Origin of the sequence: Streptomyces griseorubiginosus, assembly GCF_036345115.1 — a bacterium.
GTDB classification, from domain to species: Bacteria; Actinomycetota; Actinomycetes; order Streptomycetales; family Streptomycetaceae; genus Streptomyces; species Streptomyces griseorubiginosus_C.
Genome location: NZ_CP107766.1, coordinates 4,163,831 through 4,187,574 on the forward strand (window position 1 = coordinate 4,163,831; position 23,744 = coordinate 4,187,574).

Below are 23,744 nucleotides of genomic sequence, written 5' to 3' on the forward strand. Positions count from 1 at the left end.
CCTCGCTCGTGTGTGCGCGGTCTGATGAGGGTCACGGTATTCACTTCACCCACGGTTCTGCGACCCAGATGCGCAGGTGAGGATGTTGCGCTGTCCAGTACTGCGTCACTCCGGCCACCTTGTAGATCGGCTCGGTCCGGTTGTTGCTGTGCTGGGTGACGTAGATGTGCGAACCCACGACCTTGGTGATGATCGCGGCGTGGCTGATGCCGGCGGAGCTGCCGCCCTTCCAGTTGACCCAGACGATGTCGCCGGGGGCGTACTCGGACTTGCTGGGGACGAAGAAGGCTCCTTGCGCCTTCTCGAAGAGATAGTTGTCGTGCGCGACCGTCCAGGTGTGGCTCCAGGCGTAGTGCCCGCCGACGGTGTTGTAGTACAGGAACCAGTAGTGGTCGTTCGAGGTGTTCGTGCGGGTGCCCCTGAAGCCGGCCTTCGTGTAGATCTCCGAGAAGTCGCCGCCGTAGGCCATGGACTTGGAGACGAAGTCGGTGCAGTCGTCGCCGAATTGGTTGCTGCTGTGGACGTGCTTGAGGGCCCATGCGGACACGTAGGAGTTGCCGTAGCCACCGCCGCCGCCCGGGTCGGTGTAACTGGGGTTGAGTGTGAACTGCCCGTTTGCGCTCAGGTCCCAGTACGCGCTGGTGTCCGTGGCGGACTGGTCCACGTTGCCGGCTGTTGCGGTGATGTTGGTGCCGTCCGTGACCGGGTCCAGGGCCTGGTCGGCGTCGATCCGGCCGGTCAGGTACGGGGTGGTGCCGGCGGTGAGGAAGAACTCGTCGTCGGCCGAGTCTTCGCCGGGGGTGGACACGCTGGTGCCCGTGCTGGTGTCCACGGTGGTGAAGGTCTCGTCGGCGAAGGTGAACACCGTCACGCTCTGCCCGTCCGAGCTCGGCATCGCGAGGGAGTTGCTCAGCGCCGTGGCGTCCTGGTTGTCGGTCATGCTGTTGGCGTTCTCGAGCGCCGCGGTGTTCTGTGCGTTCGCCGAGTCGGCCGTCAGCAGGTTGGCGAAGCTGGCGGAGGCACTGTAGGCGGTGTCCACCTGAGCGGCGACCTGAGCGGAGCTCATGGTCATCGGTTCGGCGTCACTGCTGCTCTGAGCCTGCACATGGGACACAGCGGTGGTGGCGAGGTTCTGCGTTTCCTCCATCTGATCCTGGGCGTTCAGGTACTGGTTGACGCCCTGGATGTAGCGAGTGGGCCCGCCGGGGACGGCGGCGGGCGCCGCGGAGGTGGTGGCAGGGGTGCCGGTGCCGACGGAGTTGGTGGCGGCCACGGAGAAGGTGTACGCGGTGCCGTTGGTCAGGCCGGTGAGGACGCCCTTCTGGCCGGTGGCTGTGGCGGTGGCCACGGCGGCGCCCGCCGAGTCGGTGGCGGTGAGGGTGTATCCGGTGATGGATGAACCCGTGGTGTCCTGGTAACCCGGGTTGGCCGGCGGGACCCAGGTGAGCAGGACACCGCCGTCTCCGGCTGCGGCGCTCAGGCCGGTCGGAGCGCCGGGAACGGTTGGGACGGTGTAGACGATGGTCAGGGTCGGAGCGGAGAAGGTGACCCCACTGGTGGCGGTGGCCTGGTCCTGGGCCTCCAGCACCAGGCCGTTGTCGGGCACGCCGCCGTTCAGCCACTGGGAGACGACTCCCGTCAGGTCGACGGCGGCGGTGGCCTCCGTGCCGGTGTAGACCGTGTCGGACTGGGTGTCGAGGTCCGCGGCCAGCAGCGCGCCGGTGTTCTGCGCCGCCGGATCGGACTGGGCCAGGTCGAGGTTCATCGTGTCGGCGGTGCAGTCACCGGTGCAGCCGGTTTTGGTCAGCTGCAGCGTGGCGCTGTAGATCGTGGACCCGGCCGGTATGCCTGACAGGTCCGGCTTCAGCGCGGACACCCAGTGGTCGGTGCCGTCGCCGCCGACTGCGGGGCCGGTCACGCCGGTGTTCACGCCGCAGGCGGTGCCGCCGCATCCGGTGGTGTCGCTGATGCCGTCCTCCAGTCCGAGCGCGGAGGCTGACAGGGTCGTGGTGACGGCGTTGGCGGGGGTGGCCGCGGTGGTGTCGGCCGGTGGGTCGGTGACGGTGAAGGTACGGGTGGCCGTCGAGGCTGAGCACAGCGAGCCGTCGCAGGCCGTCATGTACCAGTGGTAGGTGGCGCCTACGGTGAGGCTGCCGGCCGGCAGCTGATACGTCACCCGCTGGCCGCTGGGCACCGTTCCGGTGGCGGTGGGGGTGGCGATGACGGCATTGCCGGACGAGTCGGTGAGGTAGATGTTGCCGGTGACGTCGTCGCCGCTCTGGTCGTAGACCACGCCTGAGAGCAAAGGCGTACCGCTGTCCGTGCCCGCGGCTTGCAGGTCCATCGGCACGGCCGGAGTCGTGTCGTCCACGGTCAGGCTCTGGGCTGCGCTCCATGCGCCGTAGTAGGCGCCGTCGGTCGCGCGGACCTGCCAGGTGTAGGTGCCGGGCGCCAGCGTGCTGCTGGGGGTGAAAGTGCCGGTCGCACCGGAGTCGACGAACGCGCTGGTGCCGGACGCCACCACCGTGCTGCCGGAGAGTACCTGGAAGGCCAGCTTGACGGTGTCGCTGTCGGCGTCGGTGGCGCCCGCCGAGAAGGTCGGCGTCGGGCTCGCCGTGTGCGTCACCCCGCCCGTCACCGCGACCGGCGTGACGGCTTCGCCGGTCGGGGTCGCCGGCGCGTGGTCGTAGGTGATGGAGAAGGTGGGGTTGGTGGCGAACCGCACAAAGTGCGAGTCATCGGTCTCCGTGGCGTTGAACAGGCCGATCGTCCAATTGTTCGCGCTTTTGTCGGCCAGCATCTGCATCGATGGCGTCACATTGAAAGCCACTGCCAGGTTCGGACTCTGGCTGGTGGTCGTGAAGCTCTTGGCCACGGCCGGATCGGGGTAGTTGGGGTTGACCGACTTGTCCTTGCAGGGCTGGTTGTTCCATGTCGTGGCGGTGCTGATCGTGCACATGGACCAGACGTCGACGGTGGTGGTCGTCGAGCCGGCCGCCGCCGCGTAGCTGACCTTCGTGTTCAGCGTCGCCGACAGAACAGTGGCGCCGGAGATCGCGGACGGCACACTCAGGTTGTAGTAGGTGCGCTCGATCCCCGTCGGGGACGAGAAGCCCTGATATCCCGTCGCGTTCCCGGAACTCGGAGCCGTGTCCCAGTTCGATGTCGTGGGGTACGCCTGCTGGACCTCGTCGTAGTTCAATGCCGCGCCTGAGGAGGGGTGCGGGGTGTAGGACGGGTCGATGTAGACCGGGAACACCGTGGATGCCGCGGCCAACAGGCTCTTGTCCGCGACCAGTCGCAGAGTGTGGTTCCGCAGGCTTGCCTTGACCAGCCCCTGGTGCGCTCGCGAGCCCGGCCCCTGGCTGGTGGAACGGGTACCGGAAGGGAGGGGCCCGACCGCGACGCGACCCGCGTCGGCCGCGTGCGCACCATCGGCGGTCGCATCATGGGAAGGGCTCGCGCTGTCCGAGGCGGGGGCGGCGTCAGTGGCGGTGGCGGAATCCCACATCACCGGGGCGGGTGAGTTGACCAGCACATCCCCCTGCGCGTCAGTGACAGTGAGGTTCCCTCCAGCGTCCGTTGCCGCCGTGGCCCCCTTGCCGGTGTCGACGGTCTGGACGAGGTCCTGGAGCGCGGGACCGGATGCCGCAGTCGCGTCCTTGACGACCAGCGTTTCCTCCGCGCCGCCCGCCGAAGTGGCTGTCACCTGCAGATCCACCCCGGACAACACGTCCGGATAGGTGAGCGTCGCCCCCGACGCGGTCGGCTCCGGCAGCGCACTCGGCCAAGTCAGCGTCATCTGCTTGCCGTCGACGGTCAGCGTCGCCAGGGGACCGCTGCCCCCGCCCGAGAGCACCAGAGGTGATTCCGAGAGTGCCGGCGCCCAGTCGCCGTCCGGCGTCTGCCGCAAGGACGCGTCCAGCTCCTGCCAACTCCCCTTCCGCATCACCCACTTCGGCTCGGCGAACGTCTGGTAGGAGAAGGTGCCGTCCGGGTTGGCGAAGGTCTGCGATGCATCGGTCCGGTCGTCCAGCACCTCCACCGGACTGCCCTGCTGTCTGGCGGCCGTGGTTGCGGCGGGGGCGTCCGGGAGTGAAGCGACTGTGGCAGTGGCAGTGGCAGTGGCAGTGGCAGACGAGTCGGCCATGACTGCGGGTGCGGCGGGAACGACAGCGAGGGCGGACACTACTGCTCCTGCTGCCACGACAGCGAACCATCGGGAATACGGCGGACCTATCAGCCCACCGCCGAATCTTCGAGACAGCACGTGTTCCCACCCCTCAAAGGCGAACAGAGACGACCGCACCCAGACACAAAAGACACACATATGCGGCGCGCGATCTTCTCATCTCACCTTCAAGCGGCCGGTTGTGATGATGGGCGACCAGGTGCGGCGGCGGCAGCGGCGACCCTGATGACGCAAGCGAGATGACGCAGGGTCACTTTTTTGCGGCCTTGTCGTGGCTTTTGCCCTGCTGACGCTTACCGAGCGACCTCCTAAGGCAGCCGTGGATAAAGAGCTACGTATAGGACAACCAAGAACTCTTTGTGAATCGATGAGGGAAGATCGTAAAGAAGCTGACAAATAACGCAATCGTGATGTCCAGCGAAGAGACCCGGGAGCCTTGGCGAGGTGGGTCCCACGAAGAGACGGTGCCGGCATTGGTGGCACGGGGAGGCACGGGGACCGGTATGCGGGTGCTCGCGACCGGCGACGAGCACGCCGGGGCACCCCCATCACGCCAGCTCACGGGGCAAAGATTTAGACCACTCACTGGCCACGGAAAAGGAGAAACCCCAGGTCACGCGAGTGAGTCCTGGGGCCTTCAGAGAGCCGCCTTCGGGATTCGAACCCGAGACCTACGCATTACGAGTGCGTTGCTCTGGCCATCTGAGCTAAGGCGGCGCGCCGTCCGCACTATGGTGCGATCAGCAACGTCGGTAAGTCTACACAGTTTCCGGGGGTGCTCCGCACCAGCCCTCAAGGCGCCCCGGGACCCCCCGTCGGCGGGGTCATGAGCAGCGCTTTCCGTTCGTCGGAGGGGTGCCGCGGAGCAGGTACGCGTTGATCGTGGAGTCGATGCAGGCGCTGCCGCGACCGTACGCGGTGTGGCCGTCGCCCTCGTAGGTGAGCAGGCGGGCCGAGGTGAGCTGGGCGGCCAGGGCACGGGCCCAGCGGTACGGCGTGGCCGGGTCGCGCGTCGTGCCGACCACCACGATCGGGGCGGCGCCCCGCGCCTCGATGCGGTGGGGTTCACCCGTGGCCCCGACCGGCCAGTACGCACAGCTCAGCGACGCCCACGCGAGGCCCTCGCCGAAGACCGGCGACGCCTTCTCGAAGGACGGCAGCGCCCTCTCGACCTCCTCCGGAGTGTCGTAGGCAGGCGGCAGGTCGAGGCAGTTCACGGCCGCGTTGGCGGACATCAGGTTGCTGTAGCGACCGTCGGCGTCCCGCTCGTAGTAGCTGTCCGACAGGACCAGGAGGCCGGCGCCGTCCTTCTCCTTGATCGCCGAGGTAAGCGCCTCCCGCAGCTGCGCCCAGGAGCTCTCGTCGTACATCGCCGCGATCACACCGGTCGTGGCGAGGGCCTCGCCGAGCCTGCGGCCGTCCGCGTCGCCGGTGGGGATCGGGTGCGCGTCCAGCCGCGTGAAGAAGGCCTTGAGGTTCCGGCCGACCTCGGCGGTCGACGTGCCCTTCGTGCCGAGCGGGCAGTCCGGCTGCTGCACACAGTCCTTCGCGAACGACTGGAACGCCGTCTCGAACCCGGCCGTCTGGTCGAGGTTCATCCGGCGCGCGGGCAGCGAGGGGTCCATCGCACCGTCCAGCACCAGCCGCCCCGCGCGGCCGGGGAACAGTCCCGCGTACGTCGCCCCGAGGAACGTCCCGTACGACGCCCCCACGTAGTTCAGCTTCCGGTCGCCCAGCACCGCCCGCACGACGTCCATGTCCCGGGCTGTCTCGACCGTCGAAACATGCCGCAGCAGGCCCGGCGCGTGCGCGCCGCACGCCTCCGCGAACTCCTTGTAGGCGTCGACGAGTTCCGTGGTCTCGCGCGCGTCGTCGGGGGTGGTGTCCGTCTGGGTGTACGTGTCCATGTCCCGCCCGTCGAGACATTCGACGGGCTCACTGCGGGCGACTCCGCGCGGGTCGATCGCGACCATGTCGTACCGGGCCCGGACCGCCGCGGGGTAGCCGATCCCGGCGTACGCCTGGACGTAGCCGACCGCCGAGCCGCCCGGTCCGCCCGGGTTCACGAACAGCGACCCGAGGCGCTTGCCCGGCCCGGTGGCCTTCTTGCGGGTGACGGCGAGACGGATGTCCCCCTGGGCCGGCTTGTCGTAGTCGAGCGGGGCCTTCAGCGTGGCGCACTCGAAGCCGGGGACCCCGCAGCCTCGCCAGCGCACCTTCTGTCCGTAGTACGACGCGAGCGCGGCCGGCGGCGCCTTCGGCAGCGCGGCCGGCGTCACGTCGGCGGCCGCAGTGGCCGAGCCGACCGAACTCGTCGAGGCGCTGGCGGAGCAGGCGGAGGCGAGAAGGGCCGCGGCCAGCAGGATGCCGCCGGTGCGGAGGGAGCGGGAGCTGCGCCTGGTGTGCATCAGGCGAGAGTAACTCTGTGCAGTTTGCTGATCACAATCCGTGTGAACAAAGCCTCGTACGAGTGACACGGTCAACCCGCTCTGAGCGCCATCGTCATCGCCTCCACCGCGAGCAGCGGGGCCACGTTGCGGTCGAGGGCCTCGCGGCAGGCGCCGATCGCCTCGATACGGCGCAGGGTGCTCTCCGGTGAGCTGCCGCGGGCGAGCCGCTCCAGGGCGTCCTCGGCGTCCGCGTTGGCGATCGCCACCTTCGAGCCGAGCTGAAGGGCGAGGACATCGCGGTAGAAGGCGGTGAGGTCGGTCAGCGCCAGGTCGAGGCTGTCGCGCTGCGTGCGGGTTCTGCGGCGCTTCTGCTTGTCCTCCAGGTCCTTCATCACCCCCGCCGTGCCGCGCGGCATCCGGCCGCCCTGTGCGGCACCCATCGCCGCCTTCAGCTCCTCCGTCTCCTTGCCGTCCATCTCCTCGGCCAACTGCTTGGCGTCGTCGGCCGCCGCGTCCACGAGTTCCTGGGCCGCCCTGAGGCAGCCGCCGATGTCGTCGATGCGCAGGGGCAGCTTCAGCACGGCGGCACGGCGTTCGCGGGCCGCCGGGTCGGTGGCGAGGCGACGGGCCCGGTCGACATGGCCCTGGGTGGCGCGGGCGGCGGCCATCGCCGCGGCGGGCTCGATGCCCTCCCTGCGCACGAGCATGTCGGCGACGGCGTCGACGGAGGGGGTGGACAGGTTCAGGTGCCGGCAGCGGGAACGGATCGTCGGCAGGACGTCCTCGATGGAGGGGGCGCACAGCAGCCACACCGTGCGCGGGGCCGGCTCCTCCACGGCCTTGAGGACCGCGTTGGCCGACTTCTCGTTCAGTCGCTCGGCGTCCTCGACGAGGATGATCTGCCAGCGGCCGTTCGCCGGCGAGGTGAAGGACTTCCGCACGGTGTCCCGCATGTCGTCGGCGAGGATCTGGGTGCCGACGGCGGCCACGGAGGTGACGTCGGCGTGGGTGCCGATGAGTGCCGTATGACATCCGTCGCAGAATCCGCAGCCCGGTACTCCGCCGAGGGCCCGGTCGGGGCTGACGCACTGCAGCGCGGCCGCGAAGGCCCTCGCCGCCTGGCTCCGGCCCGCTCCGGGAGGGCCGGTGAACAGCCAGGCATGGGTCATCTTCGACGCCTCGGGGGGCGGGGCGTCGGTGGCGACGGCGGTGACCAGGGCGTCGGCGTCCCGCGCGGCGGCCGCGAGCTGCTCGCTCACCCGCTCCTGCCCGACCAGGTCGTCCCACACGGTCATGGATCACGCCGCCCTTTCGTCATGCCTTGCGCGTCGAGTCCATTGTGAGGGTGAGCACTGACAACGGGTGCACGGTCGGTCGTCGGCCGCGGGCCGGTGAGGGCTGGACGCGCAGTTCCCCGCGCCCCCAGACAGGTAGGTGCAGCTCGACTTCCTGCGCTGCACCCACCCAGGGGCGCGGGGAACTGCGCGACCAGCCACAGCGCACCCGCACCCGAAAGCCGGACCGCTACCGCCCCCGACGCCGCCCCCGTCCGTCCCCGTACTCCTCGTCATGCGGCCCGAGCAACTCGTCCGCCAGGGACGGCAGATCGTCCAGCGGCGTCTCCTCGGCCCAGTCCGACCGGGGCCTCCGCCGAGGCGTGCCCTTCTCGTCGAGCTGCGGCAGCTCCCGCGTGCGCTCCTCGTCCCGGAAGTAACCCGGCGGCACCCGGTCCGAAGGCCCGTCCCCCGACACCGGAGGCAGCACCGCGGTCTCATCGGCGGCACCCGGAGGCACCGGAGGAAGCACGGCCGTCTCGTCCGCCGCACCCGGAGGCACAGCAGGCAGCACCGCCGTCTCGTCCGCCGTACCCGGAGGCGGCACCGGCGGCTGCGGGAGCTGGGCCGTCACCTCGGAGTCGGAGGCCTCGCCGGACGCCTCGGAGGACTCCTCGTCGTCCTTCGTCATGGAGACCCGGGGCAGCACCGCCGTCTCGTCCACCGGGCCGCCCGACGCGTTCGTCGGCGTCACCACGGGCGTGGGCACGGTCGCCGCGTCCAGCCCCGCCGAAGGCGTCGCGGACTGCTTCGGTCCCGCCTCCGCAGCCGCGGTCGCGGTCTCGGCCAGCCGCCGCGCCTCCTCGGCCCGCAGCAGGGCCTCCTCGGCCTTGCGCTGCTTCTCCAGCCGCCGCTCCTCAGCCGCGGCACGCAGCCGTGTCTCCTCCTCGGCCTGCTTGCGGGCGGCTTCCTCGCGGGCCTTGCGCCGGGCCTCCTCCTCGGCGCGGGCCTTCTCCTCGGCGAGGAGCCGCACCCGCTCCTCCTCGGCCCGCTTGCGCGCTTCCTCGGCCCGCAGCCGGGCCTCCTCCGCCTGCCGCTCGGCCTCGCGCCGCTGGGCCTCCTCCAGCTCGCGGCGCTTGCGCTCCTCCTCCTCGGCCTTCAGCCGGGCGAGCTGCTCCTGGCGCTCACGCTCCAGGCGCTCCTCCTCGGCCTTGCGAGCGGCCTCTTCCTCGGCCTTGCGCCGCGCCTCCTCCTCGGCCTTGCGGCGGGCCTCCTCCTGCTCCCGGATCTCCTGCTCGGACAGCGGCAGCATCTGGTCGAGGCGATGCCGTACGACGGTGGTGACGGCCTCGGGCTCCTGGCCCGCGTCCACGACCAGGTAGCGCCCGGGGTCGGCCGCGGCGAGCGTGAGGAATCCGGACCGCACGCGCGCGTGGAACTCCGCCGGCTCCGACTCCAGCCGGTCCGGCGCCTCGGTGAACCGCTCGCGGGCGATCTCGGGCGAGACGTCCAGCAGGACGGTCAGATGCGGCACCAGGCCGTTGGTCGCCCAGCGGTTGATGCGGGCGATCTCCGTCGGGGACAGGTCGCGCCCGGCGCCCTGGTAGGCCACCGAGGAGTCGATGTACCGGTCGGAGATGACGACCGCGCCGCGCTCCAGCGCGGGCCGGACCACGGTGTCCACGTGCTCCGCGCGGTCCGCCGCGTACAGCAGCGCCTCCGCGCGGTGCGACAGTCCGGCGCTCGACACGTCCAGCAGGATCGACCGCAGCCGCTTGCCGACCGGGGTCGCCCCCGGTTCGCGCGTGACCACGACCTCGTGTCCCTTGGCCCTGATCCACTCGGCGAGCGCCTCGGCCTGGGTGGACTTCCCGGCCCCGTCGCCGCCCTCCAGCGCGATGAAGAAACCGGTGCCGGCGGGCACCGTCTCCGGGTCGTCGCCGCCCAGCAGCGCGTCCCGCAGGTCGTGCCGGAGCGGTACGCCGGAGCGGTCGTCGACCTTGGCGAGCACCAGCGCGGCCACCGGCAGCAGCAGCGCGCCGACCAGCATCAGGACGAACGCGGCACCGCCGTGCGCGAACACGAACTTGCCGTTCTCCAGCCGGTGCGGTCCGATCGCCGCGGCGACCACGGGCGCGACCAGCGCGCCGAGCGCCACACACACGCGTACGACCGCGTGCAGGTGCTCGGTGATGCGCGCCCGCCGGTATTCCTCGGTCTCCTGGTCGAGCAGGGTGTGCCCGGTGTTGGCGGCCACCCCGGCACCGATGCCGGCCAGCACCTCGATCAGCAGCACGGTCGTGAGGTCCGGGACGAGCCCGGCGGCCAGCAGGGCGATGCCGGTGAAGGCGATCGCCAGCGCGAGCAGCCGGCGCCGCGACAGGGAGACCAGCACCCTGGGCGCCGTACGGACACCGACGACGACTCCGCCGGTCAGCGCGGCCACTATCAGGCCGTACGTGACCGGCCCGCCGCCCATGTCCTTGGCGTGCAGCACGGCGACGGCCACGGCGGCGGCGATCGCCCCGGCGACGGCCGCGCAGGCCGGTACCAGCAGCGGGATCGCGCCGGTACGGCCCTTGTCGACACCGGTGCCGGCCTTGGGCCGACGCAGCCCCTCCAGCGGCGAACGCGCGCGCGGGGTGCGGGTGTCGGGCAGCTCCAGGAAGGTCAGCACCGACAGGGAGGCGGCGAACAGACCGGCCGCGACGTACGAGGCGAGGGCCGCCTGGTGCTGGCCGAACCAGTCGATGCCGGAGCCCAGCAGGTTGTTGAGCAGGCCCGCGGCGACGAGCGCGGCGGCGGCGAGCGGGATCACCACGAAGGTCGTCCGCAGCGACAGGCGGCGCAGCGCGTCCAGGTGGTCCGGCAGCGGCCGTACCGTCGCCCCCTCGGGCGGCGGAGCCGGCAGCAGGGCGGGGGCCGCGCTCTCGCGGCACACGGTCCAGAAGCGCTCGGCGACACCCGTCACGAAGGCGGTCACCAGGAGCACCGCGAGCGCGTTCTCCGGCGTCCAGTCGATCCACAGGGGCGCGACGATCAGCAGCGCCACCCTGAGGCCGTCCGCGCCGACCATGGTCCAGCGGCGGTCGAGCGGCCCCTCCTGCGAGGTGAGCGAGGTCAACGGGCCGAGCAGGACCGCGCCGAAGAGCAGCGTCGCCAGCACGCGCGTGCCGAAGACGGTCGCCACTGCGAACGCCACGCCCCGGTAGCCGCCGCCGAACGAGCCCTCGGCGATCGCCGCCTGAAGGGCCAGCAGGACCAGCACCAGGAGCGCGAGGGTGTCGCCGACACCGCCCACGAGTTGGGCGCTCCACAGGCGTTTGAGCTGGGGCCTGCGCAGCAGGGCGCGGACGGCGCGCTCGCGGGAGTCCGCGACCAGGGCGTCGTCGGGGGCCGGTTCAGGGGCCGTTGGCTGCTCCGCACGGGTCATGCGTTCAGCCTATCGGGAGCCACCGACAGCCCGGAGGGCCCGTCCTGACGTGCGCACGTCCCGACACCAAAGTGATGCCGGGACGTTCGCAATGCGAAGCCTCGGTGGAGGAACAGCGCCGGACTCAGTCCTGCGACGCCGCCACCGAGAACTCAGTCCTCGGACGCCGCCTTCGAAGCCGCCGCCTTCTTCGCGGTCGCGGTGGTCTTCTTCGCCGTCGTCTTCTTAGCGGCCGTGGTCGTCTTCTTCGCCGCGGTCTTCTTGGCGGCCGTCGCCTTCTTGGCCGGGGCCTTCTTCGCGGGCGCCTTCTTCGCCGTCTTCTTGGCGGGGCCCTTGGCCCGCTTCTCGGCGAGCAGCTCGTAGCCGCGCTCGGGGGTGATCGTCTCGACGCTGTCGCCGGAGCGCAGGGTCGCGTTGGTCTCCCCGTCGGTGACGTACGGCCCGAAGCGGCCGTCCTTGACCACGACCGGCTTCTCGCTGACCGGGTCGGTGCCCAGCTCCTTCAGCGGCGGCTTGGCGGCGGCGCGGCCGCGCTGCTTGGGCTGGGAGTAGATCTGGAGGGCCTCTTCGAGGGTGATCGTGAAGAGCTGCTCCTCGGTCTGGAGCGAGCGCGAGTCCGTGCCCTTCTTCAGATACGGCCCGTAGCGGCCGTTCTGCGCGGTGATCTCCTGACCCTCCGCGTCGGCGCCGACGACGCGCGGCAGCGACATCAGCTTGAGGGCGTCCTCGAGGGTCACCGTGTCCAGGGACATGGACTTGAACAGCGAGGCCGTGCGCGGCTTCACCGCGTTCTTGCCGGTCTTCGGGGTGCCCTCGGGGAGCACCTCGGTGACGTACGGGCCGTAGCGGCCGTCGCGGGCGATGATCTGGTGGCCCGTCACCGGGTCGGCGCCGAGCTCGAAGTCACCGCTCGGCTTGGCGAGCAGCTCCTCCGCGAGCTCGACGGACAGCTCGTCGGGAGCCAGGTCCTCGGGCACGTCGGCCCGCTGGTGGTTCTCGGAGTCCTTCTCGCCGCGCTCGATGTACGGGCCGTAGCGGCCGACCCGGAGCACGATGTCGTTGCCCACCGGGAACGAGGACACCTCGCGCGCGTCGATCGCGCCCAGGTCGGTCACCAGCTCCTTGAGGCCGCCGAGGTGGTCCCCGTCGCCGTTGCCCGCGTCGGCCGCGCCGCCCGCTGCCGTGCCCTCGCCGAAGTAGAAGCGCTTCAGCCACGGCACGGACTGCGCCTGGCCGGCCGCGATGCGGTCGAGGTCGTCCTCCATGCGGGCCGTGAAGTCGTAGTCGACGAGCCGCCCGAAGTGCTTCTCCAGGAGGTTGACCACGGCGAAGGACAGGAAGGACGGGACGAGCGCGGTGCCCTTCTTGAAGACATAGCCGCGGTCGAGGATCGTGCCGATGATCGAGGCGTACGTCGACGGACGGCCGATCTCCCGCTCTTCGAGCTCCTTGACCAGGCTGGCCTCGGTGTAGCGGGCCGGGGGCTTGGTGGCGTGCCCGTCGACCGTGATCTCCTCGGCGCTCAGGGCGTCGCCCTCGGCGACCTGGGGCAGCCGGCGCTCGCGGTCGTCCAGCTCCGCGTTCGGGTCGTCGGCGCCCTCGACGTAGGCCTTCAGGAAGCCGTGGAAGGTGATCGTCTTGCCGGACGCGCTGAACTCGACGTCCCGGCCGTCGGCGGCGGTGCCACCGATCTTGACCGTGACGCTGTTGCCGGTGGCGTCCTTCATCTGCGAGGCGACCGTGCGCTTCCAGATCAGCTCGTAGAGCTTGAACTGGTCGCCGGTCAGACCGGTCTCGGCCGGGGTGCGGAAACGATCACCCGAGGGGCGGATCGCCTCGTGCGCCTCCTGGGCGTTCTTGACCTTCCCGGCGTACGTCCGCGGACTCGACGGCAGGTAGTCGGCGCCGTAGAGCTGGGTGACCTGGGCGCGGGCGGCGGCGATGGCCGTGTCGCTGAGGGTCGTGGAGTCCGTACGCATGTACGTGATGAAGCCGTTCTCGTACAGCTTCTGCGCCACCTGCATGGTCGCCTTCGCGCCGAAGCCGAGCTTGCGCGAGGCCTCCTGCTGGAGGGTCGTCGTACGGAACGGGGCGTACGGCGAGCGGCGGTACGGCTTGGACTCGACCGAGCGGACGGCGAACCGCGTCTGCTCCAGGGCGGCGGCGAGCGCGCGGGCGTTCGCCTCGTCGAGGTGGAGGGTGTTCGCGCTCTTGAGCTGTCCCAGGGAGTCGAAGTCGCGGCCCTGTGCGACCCGCCTGCCGTCGACGGTCTGGAGGCGCGCGACCAGCGACGACGGGTCCGAGGGGTCCCCGGCACGGCCGGTCGCGAAGGTGCCCGTCAGGTCCCAGTACTCGGCGGAGCGGAACGCGATGCGCTCGCGCTCCCGCTCGACGACGAGCCTGGTCGCGACCGACTGGACACGGCCGGCCGACAGGCGCGGCATGACCTTCTTCCACAGGACCGGCGAGACCTCGTAGCCGTAGAGGCGGTCGAGGATACGGCGGGTCTCCTGGGCGTCGACCAGCTTCTGGTTCAGCTCGCGCGGGTTGGCGACGGCGGCCTGGATCGCGGCCTTGGTGATCTCGTGGAAGACCATCCGCTTGACCGGGACCTTGGGCTTGAGCACCTCCTGGAGGTGCCACGCGATGGCCTCGCCCTCGCGGTCCTCATCGGTGGCGAGGAAGAGCTCGTCGGAGTCCTTCAGGAGGTCCTTGAGCTTCTTGACCTGGGCCCGCTTGTCGGCGTTGACGACATAGATGGGCTCGAAGTCGTGCTCGACGTCCACGCCGAGGCGGCGGACCTCGCCGGTGTACTTCTCGGGCACCTCCGCGGCGCCGTTGGGGAGGTCGCGGATGTGCCCGACGCTCGCCTCGACGACGTATCCGGGGCCGAGATAGCCCTTGATCGTCTTCGCCTTGGCAGGCGACTCGACGATGACGAGTCGGCGGCCGCCCTGTGCGGTCTCGCTGGTCGGGGACAACTTCGCTCTTCTCTCCGGTCGACGCTGGGGTATCCCCAGGCCTTGGTTCCCGGGGTCGGGTCATGCTGACGCTGCGGAGTGTGACGGTACATCCCGCCCCCGTGTCAAACGGGAAAAGCCCACAACGGCCACTCGAACGGTAACCCGACTACCGCCATTCCTGCCGCCCGGAGTCCTCACCGGCCTTTTCCGGCTCATCCGGAGGGTGATCTCCCAATTGGCCGGTCGTGACGCCCGCCGAGTCGTTCTAGAGCCGGGTCAGGCACCATACGCCGAGGGCCAGCGCGAGGAGCGCGGCGAGGGTCGCGACGGTCGCCGATGCGACGGGACTCACACCGAGGGCGACGGGCCGGCGATGGCGCACCCGGGCCGCGGTCCACACCAGGAGCGCGCCTCCGAACAGGGCGAACACCAATCCCGCGAAGATCGCCGACTCGCTCTCCATGGCTCCCCGTGCCCCTCTTCTCCCGGCCGCGCGTGCGGTTCCCATGGAGACTTGCACGCGCGGACGGCGGCCAGGCGAACCCCGGGTGAACGCCGGGCCGACACCGCCGCGGACTGCCCCGGCCTGTCCCGATCGAGCGCCCGGGTCCTGCCCCGGCCGCCCACGGATCCCGTCGGGTTCTCGCCCGGTTCTCACCCGGATCCCACACGCGGGTGACCGGGTGCGCACGTGTCCGTGCCCGGCGGCGACCCGGATTCGGTCTCTCGGGAGCCGAAAACCGACCGGATTCAGACCGCGCCGGGCGGGGGTATCTTCCCGCTCGACTTCTTGTTGTCGGTCAGGCTCACCGTGCACACGATCTTGTTGAATCCCTTCTTCCAGTCGTCCTCGTCGGCCACCCACCCGTACACGAGTCGCTCCTGACCGGGCGCCCAGCTCGACTCGAATTTGTTGCCGCACAACTTGGTCGCGTTGTCGGTCCCCTTCTTGTAGGTCATTTCGGCCGGGGCCTGGACAGTGCCGATCACCTGGTCGGTGTGGGGTTTCGAGCAGTCGGTGAGCGGTGCTTTGTAGCCGTCGTCGAGCTGCTGGTAGACCCAGCAGTCGCCGACGCTCATCTGACCGACCCACAGGTCCGTGCCCAGGTCCCGGAAGCGGCCCACCTCACCGCCTATCGCGGCATGGCGGCCGAGCACGAGACACGCGGTGCCCCGGCCCGCCGTGGCGAAGCCCTCCTCGGTCGGCAGGACCGCGTACCCGGCCGCGTCGGGGAGCGCGTCCACGACGGGCCGGCTGAGGTCCGCGCAGCGTTCGGCGCCGCGGGCCTTGGCGTCGGCGAAGCCGGTGGCCGTGTCGACCGCCACGACCTGGCCGTCCGGCCAGTCGTCCGCGCAGTCCACGACCCCCAGGTTCGGCGCCGACCTGAACGGCGCCCCCGACCACACCGCCTGCACACAGTCACCTGCCTCCAGGGGCTGGTCGAGCCCGACGACCTCGCCGTACGGCAGCACGGGGCCGGTGGGTGAGGCCTTTTGTGACGTAGTCGCGCTCGGGGAGGACTTGGTAGCGGCCTCCTTCCCGCCGTCGTCCCCGGTCAGCGATACGGCGGCCCAGGCGCCCCCGGCGACGACGAGCGCCAGTCCGACGACCAGGGCGAGGAGCGCGAGGCGGTTCTTGGCGGCGGGGCGGGGTGGTGGGGGTGAGGGTGGGGAGAAGGGGGTCCGGCCGCCGGGGCCACCGGGTCCACCGGGGAAGCCGGGGCCGCCGAAGACGGTCTGCGCACCGGCGACGGTGGACCCGCCGGGAGTACTCGGGGTGCCGGGACCACCGGTGTTGTGCGGCGTACCGGGAGCGCCGTATCCGCTCGCGTACGGCGGCGGAGGTCCGGACCCGTAGGACTGGACACCGCCACCGTCGCCGTACGGTCCTGCCTGGGCCCCGCCTCCCGCATACGGCGAACCCGCCCCCTGCACATAGGGATTGCCCGGTTCCGGCGTCTGCCCCGCGGCGGGCGGCCACGCGCTGTACGGCGATGCGGAACCCGGTGAGGAACCGGGCGTGCCCGCCCCCTCGCCGCCTGCAGAACCGTCGGCCGGACCTGCCCCGGCGGGGCGCGCGTCGGCCGCCCCGCCCCGGCCCACGTCCGCCGGAGTATGCGGCGTCTGCGGTGCCCCCGGTGTCCCAGAAACCCCTGGCACCCCCGGCGTGCCCGGCATCCCCGGCGCACCCGGTGTGCCCGACGCACCCGGTGTGCCCGACGCACCCGGCGTCTGAGGAGCCCCCGCTCCCCACCCCCCGGCCACCGCCCCGAACGCGCCCCCCGAGAAGCCGTACCCGGGCCCCGCCGAACCGCCGAACGCGCCCCCGGCGCCCCGCACCCCTGCCGCCCCCTGCACGACCCCCTCCAGCCCCCGCCGCACCGCCTCCGGCGAGAACCTGCGCACGGGGTCCTTGACCAGCAGTCCCAGCAGCACCGGCGTGAGGTCGCCGGCCCGGACGGGCGGTGTGGGCTCCTCGCCCAACAGGGCTGTCAGCGTGGCGAATTCGCCGTGCCGGTCGAAGGGGCCGCGCCCCTCGACGGCGGCGTACAGCGTGGCGCCCAGGGAGAACAGGTCCGCGGCCGGGGTCGGCGGCTCGCCCCGCGCGCGCTCCGGGGCCAGATAGCCCGGCGTGCCGAGGATGCCGGCGGTCGCGGTGAGCCGGGGTTCGCGGGACTCGGGCTGGAGGGCGATGCCGTAGTCGGTGAGCAGCACGCGCGCGTAGGGGTCGCCCGAAGCGTCCGGCGCCAGAAGGATGTTGGCCGGTTTCACGTCACGGTGCAGAATGCCGATGCGGTGCCCCGCGGTGAGCGCGTCGAGGACGGCGAGACCGACACGGGCCGCCTGCTCGGGCGACAGCGGTCCGGAACGCCGTACGACCGCCTGGAGGTCCACCGCGTCCGGCACGTACTCCATGACGATCCAGGGCAGCCCCTCGTGCACCACCACGTCGTGCACCGTGGCCACATGCGGATGGCCGCGCAGCCGCGCCGCGTGCCGGGCCTCGCTGCGGGCGCGGGCGATGCGCTGGGCCGTCTCGCTCTCGTCCGTCGGCAGGTCCGGAAGCGCGATCTCCTTCATCGCGACCTCGCAGGCCAGCTCCTGGTCGTACGCCAGCCAGACGCGGCCCATGCCGCCCGCGCCGAGTGTGCGCGACAGCCGGTAGCGGCCGTTGATGATCCTGTTCTCGCCGTGATCCGGCGTCTCCCCCGCCATCACGCCTCCCCCCGAGACCCGAAGCCAGAGACAGCGCGCCTCCCCCGAGAACGCGTCAGTTCTGTCCCTCGAAGGTAGCTTTGCACGCCCCACTGACAGGAGGCCTTTTCGGGGCCAATCCCGTCAGATCGGGCACAGGGGTCTCAGGGGTGCGGGGCCGTCTCAGCAGGCACGCCCCGCCGGGTCACGCGGGCTCCAGGAACCCTGTGAGCATGCCCCGCCGGGTCACGCGGGCTCCAGGAACCCCTGCTCCACCAGCACCCGGATCTGCGCGGGCGTGCGGTCGCGCAGCATGACCGGGTCCTCGCCCATGAGCTGGGCGATCGCGTCGAGGATGCGGCCCGCGCTCAGCGTGCCGTCGCACACCCCGGCGAAGCCCGCGCCGACCGTGTCCACCTTGGTCGCCCGGCGCATCCCGCGGTGCTGGCGCAGCACGACGTGCTCGGGGTCCTCCGCACCGGGCAGCCCGACCTGCTCCTGGACGATCTCGGGCACGAGCCTGAAGTGGGCCTCCAGCAGAGCCGCGTCGTCGTGGGCGCGCAGGTAGTCGAGGCGCTCGAAGTGCGCGCGGACGGTGTCACCGAGCGGCTGTTCGACCGGGTGCGGCCATTCCTCCACGGTGATCGAGGGCACGGCAGAGCCCGTCCTGCGCAGGGTGATCCAGCCGAAGCCGACGGCCTTCACCTTGCGCGCCTCGAACTCGTCGAGCCAGGCGTCGTAGAGCGCCTGGTACTCGGCCGGGTCGCCGCGGTGGTCACCGGCGTCCCTGAGCCACAGCTCGGCGTACTGCGTGACGTCCTGCACCTCGCGCTGCACGATCCACGCGTCGCACCCGCGCGGCACCCACGACCTGAGCCTGTCCTGCCAGTCCTCCCCCGCCACGTGCTGCCAGTTGGCGAGGAACTGCGCGAACCCGCCCTCGTTCAGCAGCTCCCCCGCCCCCTGAACGACCGAGCGGCACAGATCGTCCCCGCCCATCCCGCCGTCGCGGTACGTCAGCCGGGCGCCCGGCGAGATCACGAAGGGCGGGTTCGAGACGATGAGGTCGTACGTCTCCCCCTGCCTGAGCGGCTCGAACAGCGAGCCGTCCCGCAGATCGGCGGCCGGGGCGCCGGAGAGCGCCAGCGTGAGCGCGGTGATGTGCAGCGCGCGCGGGTTGAGATCGGTCGCCGTCACGCGCGTGGCGTGCTGCGCGGCGTGCAGGGCCTGGATCCCGGAGCCGGTGCCCACGTCGAGGGCGGAGGAGACGGGCGTGCGGACTGTGATCCCGGCGAGGGTCGTGGAAGCGCCGCCGACGCCCAGGACGACACCCTCCTCACGGCTCCCGATGCCACCGGCGCCGCCGACGGCACAGCCCAGGTCCGACACGATGAACCAGTCCTCGCCGTCGGGTCCGCCGTACGGCCGTACGTCCACCGTCGCGGCCAGCTCGTCGGCGCCGGCGCGCACCAGCCAACCGCTCTCCAGGCACGCGTCGACGGGCAGGACGCCGGCCACGCGCGCGTGGGGCACCGGCTGCTGGAGGAGGAACAGGCGTACGAGTACTTCCAGCGGGGTGTCCCCGCGGGTCGCCCGGAGCGCGGGCACGGTCTCGCTGCGCGCGAGCGCCGCGTACGCGGGCGCCCCGAGCAGTTCGAGCAGCCCGTCAGCGGTGAAGGACGCCCCGAGCAGGGCGTCCCGCAGCCGGGCGGTGACGTCGGTACCGCCGGAGGCGGCGGCGGGGGCGGCGGGCAGCGCGGGCAGACCGGAGATACTCACGCCCCTATTGTGGCCCGCCCGGACCGCCCTTACAGGCCCACCCGCGCGCCTGTCCCGCCGGAGGTCCGGCGGCAGCGCTCAGCTGTCCGTAGCCGGCGCCGATGCCGCGGGTGACGTCGGGGACTGCTTGCAGCCCGACTGGTCGGCGAGCGCCTGCTTGGTGTCGCCGGACTCCAGCTCCTTCAGCGCGTTGAGCGCGGTCTGGCGCTGCGTCTCCACCTTCTGCATCTCCGCGGAGACGTCCTTGAGACCGGTGGCGAACTTCGCCTGGTCCTTGGTGTCGAGCTTGTCCACCTGCGCCTTCATGTCGGCGTAGGCCCCAGACAGGACCGTGAGCTGCTTGACGGCGTCCTGGAGCTTCTTGGCGCCGTCCTCGGCACCGGGAGGCGCACCGGCGTCCTGGATGACCGTGGCGCGCGCCTTGTAGCCGTCGGACAGGTCCTGGAAGGCCTGGGAGTCGGCCTTCTGGAGCTCCGCCGGAGTGCTCTCGGTGTCCTCGGCCGCCTTGGTGATCGCGTCGTAGGCCGCCGTGATCTTCTTGTTCTGGGCCGGCACCAGGTCGCAGACCTTCTTGGCCCAGGCGTCGAGTTCCTTGTTGTCCTCGCTGCCACCGCATCCCGACAGCGCCAGTACCAGTACCGCACCGCCGGACAGTGCGGCCGCGAGCTTCTTGTTCACCGGATTGGTCCCTTCCATGGCCTCTCGGCCACCGGACGTTACACGGGACGGGCACCGGATCCACACGCCGAATGCCGCAAATGTGACTCTTTACCGCTGTTTGCCCCATGGGAGAGAAGCCTCACGGCCGAGGGGCGCGCACATGACGGGGCGGGCGGGCGGCGCCTGAACACGCGCCGCCCGCCCGCCCCTTGAGCTGGGACTCGTCGAGGGATCTACGAAACCACCGCGGGATCCACCGACTTGGCCGCCTTCTTCTCGTTGTCTTCGTCACCCACGGCGATCCCGCGCCGCTTGGAGACATAGACCGCGCCGGCGATCACGAGGAACGCGAGCACGGCGATGAAGATCCGTACGCCGATGCTCTTGTCGTCGCCGTAACTGAACTTGATCACCGCGGGAGCGATCAGCAGCGCCACCAGGTTCATGACCTTGAGCAGCGGGTTGATCGCGGGGCCCGCGGTGTCCTTGAAGGGGTCGCCGACGGTGTCGCCGATCACCGTCGCGGCATGGGCCTCGCTGCCCTTGCCGCCGTGGTGGCCGTCCTCGACGAGCTTCTTGGCGTTGTCCCAGGCCCCGCCGGAGTTGGCCAGGAAGACCGCCATGAGCGTCCCCGCCCCGATCGCGCCCGCGAGGAACGCGCCGAGGGCGCCGACCCCGAGGGTGAACCCGATGAAGATCGGCGCCGTCACGGCGAGCAGTCCGGGCGTGGCGAGTTCGCGCAGGGCGTCCCTGGTGCAGATGTCGACGACCTTGCCGTACTCCGGCTCCTCGCTGTAGTCCATGATCCCGGGGTGCTCGCGGAACTGCCGCCGCACCTCGTAGACCACCGAGCCCGCCGACCGCGACACCGCGTTGATCGCCAGCCCCGAGAAGAGGAAGACGACCGCCGCGCCGGCGATGAGGCCGACGAGGTTGTTGGGCTGCGAGATGTCCATCATCAGGCTCATCGGCGCGCCGTCCCCGCTGAGCTTCTCGCCGACGTCCTGCGCGCCGGTCGTGATCGCGTCACGGTACGACCCGAAGAGCGCCGACGCCGCGAGCACGGCGGTGGCGATGGCGATGCCCTTGGTGATGGCCTTGGTGGTGTTGCCGACGGCGTCCAGGTTGGTGAGCACCTGCGCGCCCGCGCCCTCGACGTCGCCGGACATCTCGGCGATGCCCTGCGCGTTGTCGGAGACCGGACCGAAGGTGTCCATGGCGACGATCACGCCGACCGTGGTGAGCAGGCCGGTGCCGGCCAGCGCCACCGCGAACAGCGCGAGCATGATCGACGTACCGCCGAGCAGGAAGGCGCCGTAGACGCCGAGGCCGATCAGCAGGGCGGTGTAGACGGCCGACTCGAGACCGATCGAGATGCCGGCGAGGACGACGGTGGCGGGCCCCGTGAGCGAGGTCTTGCCGATGTCCTGGACCGGGCGGCGGTTGGTCTCGGTGAAGTAGCCGGTCAGCTGCTGGATGACGGCGGCGAGCAGGATGCCGATGGCCACGGCGACCAGAGCGAGGATCCTCGGGTCGCCGTCCTTGCCGGAGATCGCGGTGTCGGTGATGCCGTCCAGGTCGGAGTACTTCCCCGGCAGATAGACGAAGACGGCGACCGCCACCAGCACGAGCGAGATCACCGCGGAGATGAAGAACCCGCGGTTGATCGCGGACATGCCGCTGCGGTCGGAGCGGCGCGGGGCGACCGCGAAGATGCCGATCATCGCGGTGATCACGCCGATCGCCGGGACGAGCAGCGGGAAGGCGAGTCCGGAGTCGCCGAAGGCCGCCTTGCCGAGGATCAGCGCGGCGACCAGGGTCACGGCGTACGACTCGAAGAGGTCGGCCGCCATGCCCGCGCAGTCGCCGACGTTGTCGCCCACGTTGTCGGCGATGGTCGCGGCATTGCGCGGGTCGTCCTCCGGAATGCCCTGTTCGACCTTGCCGACCAGGTCGGCGCCGACGTCGGCGGCCTTGGTGAAGATGCCACCGCCGACCCTCATGAACATCGCGATGAGCGCCGCGCCGAGACCGAAGCCCTCCAGGACCTTCGGCGCGTCGGCCGCGTACACCAGCACCACACAGGAGGCGCCCAGCAGACCGAGCCCCACCGTGAACATGCCGACGACGCCGCCCGTTCGGAATGCGATCTTCATGGCTTTGTGGGAGACGGCGGTGAGATCCTTTTCCGGCTCGCCTTCCGCCGGAGTGGCTTCTCGTGCCGCCGCGGCCACACGCACATTGCTGCGCACGGCGAGCCACATGCCGATATAGCCGGTGGCAGCCGAGAACGCGGCGCCGATCAAGAAGAACACGGATCGGCCTGCGCGCTGATTCCAGTCGTCCGCGGGCAGCAGCATGAGCAGGAAGAACACCACGACGGCGAATACGCCGAGCGTGCGCAGCTGACGTGCCAGATAGGCGTTCGCGCCTTCCTGGACCGCCGCCGCGATCTTTTTCATGCTGTCGGTGCCCTCGCCGGCCGCGAGCACCTGGCGCACCAGGACACCCGCCACCACGAGCGCCGTCAGGGCGACGACCGCGATGACCGCGATCAGTACCCGGTTGTCGTCGGTGAGCACCGCGGCCGCGAGGGTTGTTGTGGGCTGGTCCAACTGATCAGGGGTAGAAAGCCCCGCCATTCGTCCTCCTTGACGCTTGGGCTGAGCTCAAGATGTGGACGGATTGTAGGTACCCCGCTCTGATCAAAACAGGGCGCGGTAAACGGAATTCGCCTTTACAGAACCTGAAAGCAGTAATGCCCCGGAGGCATTCACGGCGGATATCTAGATCGTGAAGCAATTCACGAAATGCATCGCACCAGACCACTGTAGGCACAGAAAGCCCACACCGACATGCGGAAGGGCCCCACCGGTGGTGGGGCCCTTCCGCATGTCGAACAGATGGAGCAATCAGGGAAGCACTGCGGCCGGCGGCGTGGTCGGCCAGGTCATACGGATCTGTCCGCCGTGCTCCCCTGCGGTGACCTCGACGTCGTCGACGAGGCCGCTGATGACCGCGAGGCCCATCTCGTCCTCCTCGGTCTCCGCGTCGGGGTCCTCACCCAGAGCGCCCGGAGCCCGGTCGCCCGGGGCCGAACGCGGCGCCTCGTCGCCGACCTCGATGGAGAACTGCTTCTCCTCCTCGATCAGCAGCACCTGGACCGGCGCGGTGATGCCGCCGCTCTGGTGCAGTCCGACGGCACGAGTGCAGGCCTCGCCGACGGCGAGCCTGACCTCGTCGAGGACGGCCTCGTCCACTCCGGCCCTGCGCGCCACCGCTGCCGCCACCAGTCGGGCGGTCCTGACGTGCTCGGGCAGCGCGCTGAAGCGGAGTTCAACGGTGGCCATGCATCCCCCTCGGAACTACGGGCGTGCTGTCGGGGGACCGGGCCGCCGAAAGCCCGGACCCCCTACTTCTTGCTTCTGTCGGCGTCCTTCGCCGCCCCGGGCACGGGCCCGGGAACGGGTCAGTCGGTCGCCGCCACCGCTTCCTCGACCGAGGTGTGGATCGGGAACACCTTGGTGAGGCCGGTGATACGGAAGATCTTGAGAATGCGCTCCTGGTTGCAGACCAGGCGCAGCGAGCCCTCATGGGCACGCACACGCTTCAGGCCGCCGACCAGCACGCCGAGCCCGGTGGAGTCGAGGAAGTCCACGCCCTCCATGTCGACGACAAGGTGGAAACTGCCGTCGTTCACCAGCTCGACCAGCTGCTCGCGCAGCTTGGGCGCGGTATATACGTCGATTTCGCCACCGACCCTGACGATCGTGCGATCGCCGACGGTCTCGGTCGACAGGGACAGGTCCACGGATCCTCCAGCACCTTGCTATCGAGCGGTCGCCCCTCGGGACACCT

General features: G+C 70.8%; 12 protein-coding genes and 1 tRNA gene. All 13 read right to left on the reverse strand.

From position 1 onward, the window contains the following. Positions 1-40 precede the first annotated feature (40 nt). The 13 genes from OHN19_RS18725 to bldG all read right to left on the reverse strand — a co-directional run bounded on the left by OHN19_RS18725 (position 41) and on the right by bldG (position 23,697). On the reverse strand, positions 41-4,045 hold the full coding sequence (locus OHN19_RS18725) for a DNRLRE domain-containing protein (RefSeq protein ID WP_330265275.1): 4,005 nt from the start codon (positions 4,043-4,045) through the stop codon (positions 41-43). Between the two features lie 790 nt (positions 4,046-4,835). Further along, positions 4,836-4,909: transfer RNA gene (locus OHN19_RS18730), tRNA-Thr, on the reverse strand. Positions 4,910-5,016: 107 nt separating this feature from the next. Further along, positions 5,017-6,600 (reverse strand): alpha/beta hydrolase, encoded by a 1,584-nt coding sequence (locus OHN19_RS18735; RefSeq protein WP_330265276.1) that lies wholly within the window; start codon positions 6,598-6,600, stop codon positions 5,017-5,019. Between the two features lie 71 nt (positions 6,601-6,671). Next, complete coding sequence (locus tag OHN19_RS18740; RefSeq protein ID WP_330265277.1) at positions 6,672-7,877, reverse strand: DNA polymerase III subunit delta'; 1,206 nt, start codon at positions 7,875-7,877, stop codon at positions 6,672-6,674. 229 nt (positions 7,878-8,106) lie between these two features. Beyond that, entirely contained in the window at positions 8,107-11,289 is a 3,183-nt protein-coding gene (tmk, locus tag OHN19_RS18745; protein WP_330265278.1) for a dTMP kinase, read from the reverse strand. Positions 11,290-11,441: 152 nt separating this feature from the next. Further along, positions 11,442-14,270 (reverse strand): type I DNA topoisomerase, encoded by a 2,829-nt coding sequence (gene topA / locus OHN19_RS18750; RefSeq protein ID WP_330265279.1) that lies wholly within the window; start codon positions 14,268-14,270, stop codon positions 11,442-11,444. A 247-nt stretch (positions 14,271-14,517) separates the two neighbouring features. Next, positions 14,518-14,715 carry a hypothetical protein gene (locus tag OHN19_RS18755; RefSeq protein ID WP_330265280.1) on the reverse strand — a complete coding sequence of 66 codons (198 nt, stop codon included), beginning with the start codon at positions 14,713-14,715 and terminating at the stop codon, positions 14,518-14,520. Between the two features lie 287 nt (positions 14,716-15,002). After that, positions 15,003-17,468, reverse strand: a complete 2,466-nt coding sequence (locus OHN19_RS18760) for a serine/threonine-protein kinase (protein WP_330265281.1) — start codon at positions 17,466-17,468, stop codon at positions 15,003-15,005. Positions 17,469-17,693: 225 nt separating this feature from the next. Further along, on the reverse strand, positions 17,694-19,226 hold the full coding sequence (locus tag OHN19_RS18765; protein ID WP_330265282.1) for a class I SAM-dependent methyltransferase: 1,533 nt from the start codon (positions 19,224-19,226) through the stop codon (positions 17,694-17,696). A 78-nt stretch (positions 19,227-19,304) separates the two neighbouring features. Next, positions 19,305-19,922, reverse strand: coding sequence for a small secreted protein (locus tag OHN19_RS18770; protein WP_330265283.1), 618 nt, complete (start codon positions 19,920-19,922; stop codon positions 19,305-19,307). 197 nt (positions 19,923-20,119) lie between these two features. Further along, on the reverse strand, positions 20,120-22,528 hold the full coding sequence (locus OHN19_RS18775) for a sodium-translocating pyrophosphatase (protein ID WP_330265284.1): 2,409 nt from the start codon (positions 22,526-22,528) through the stop codon (positions 20,120-20,122). Between the two features lie 270 nt (positions 22,529-22,798). Further along, on the reverse strand, positions 22,799-23,236 hold the full coding sequence (locus tag OHN19_RS18780) for an ATP-binding protein (protein WP_330265285.1): 438 nt from the start codon (positions 23,234-23,236) through the stop codon (positions 22,799-22,801). Between the two features lie 119 nt (positions 23,237-23,355). Next, positions 23,356-23,697, reverse strand: a complete 342-nt coding sequence (bldG, locus tag OHN19_RS18785) for an anti-sigma factor antagonist BldG (protein ID WP_006132569.1) — start codon at positions 23,695-23,697, stop codon at positions 23,356-23,358. Positions 23,698-23,744: the final 47 nt, after the last annotated feature.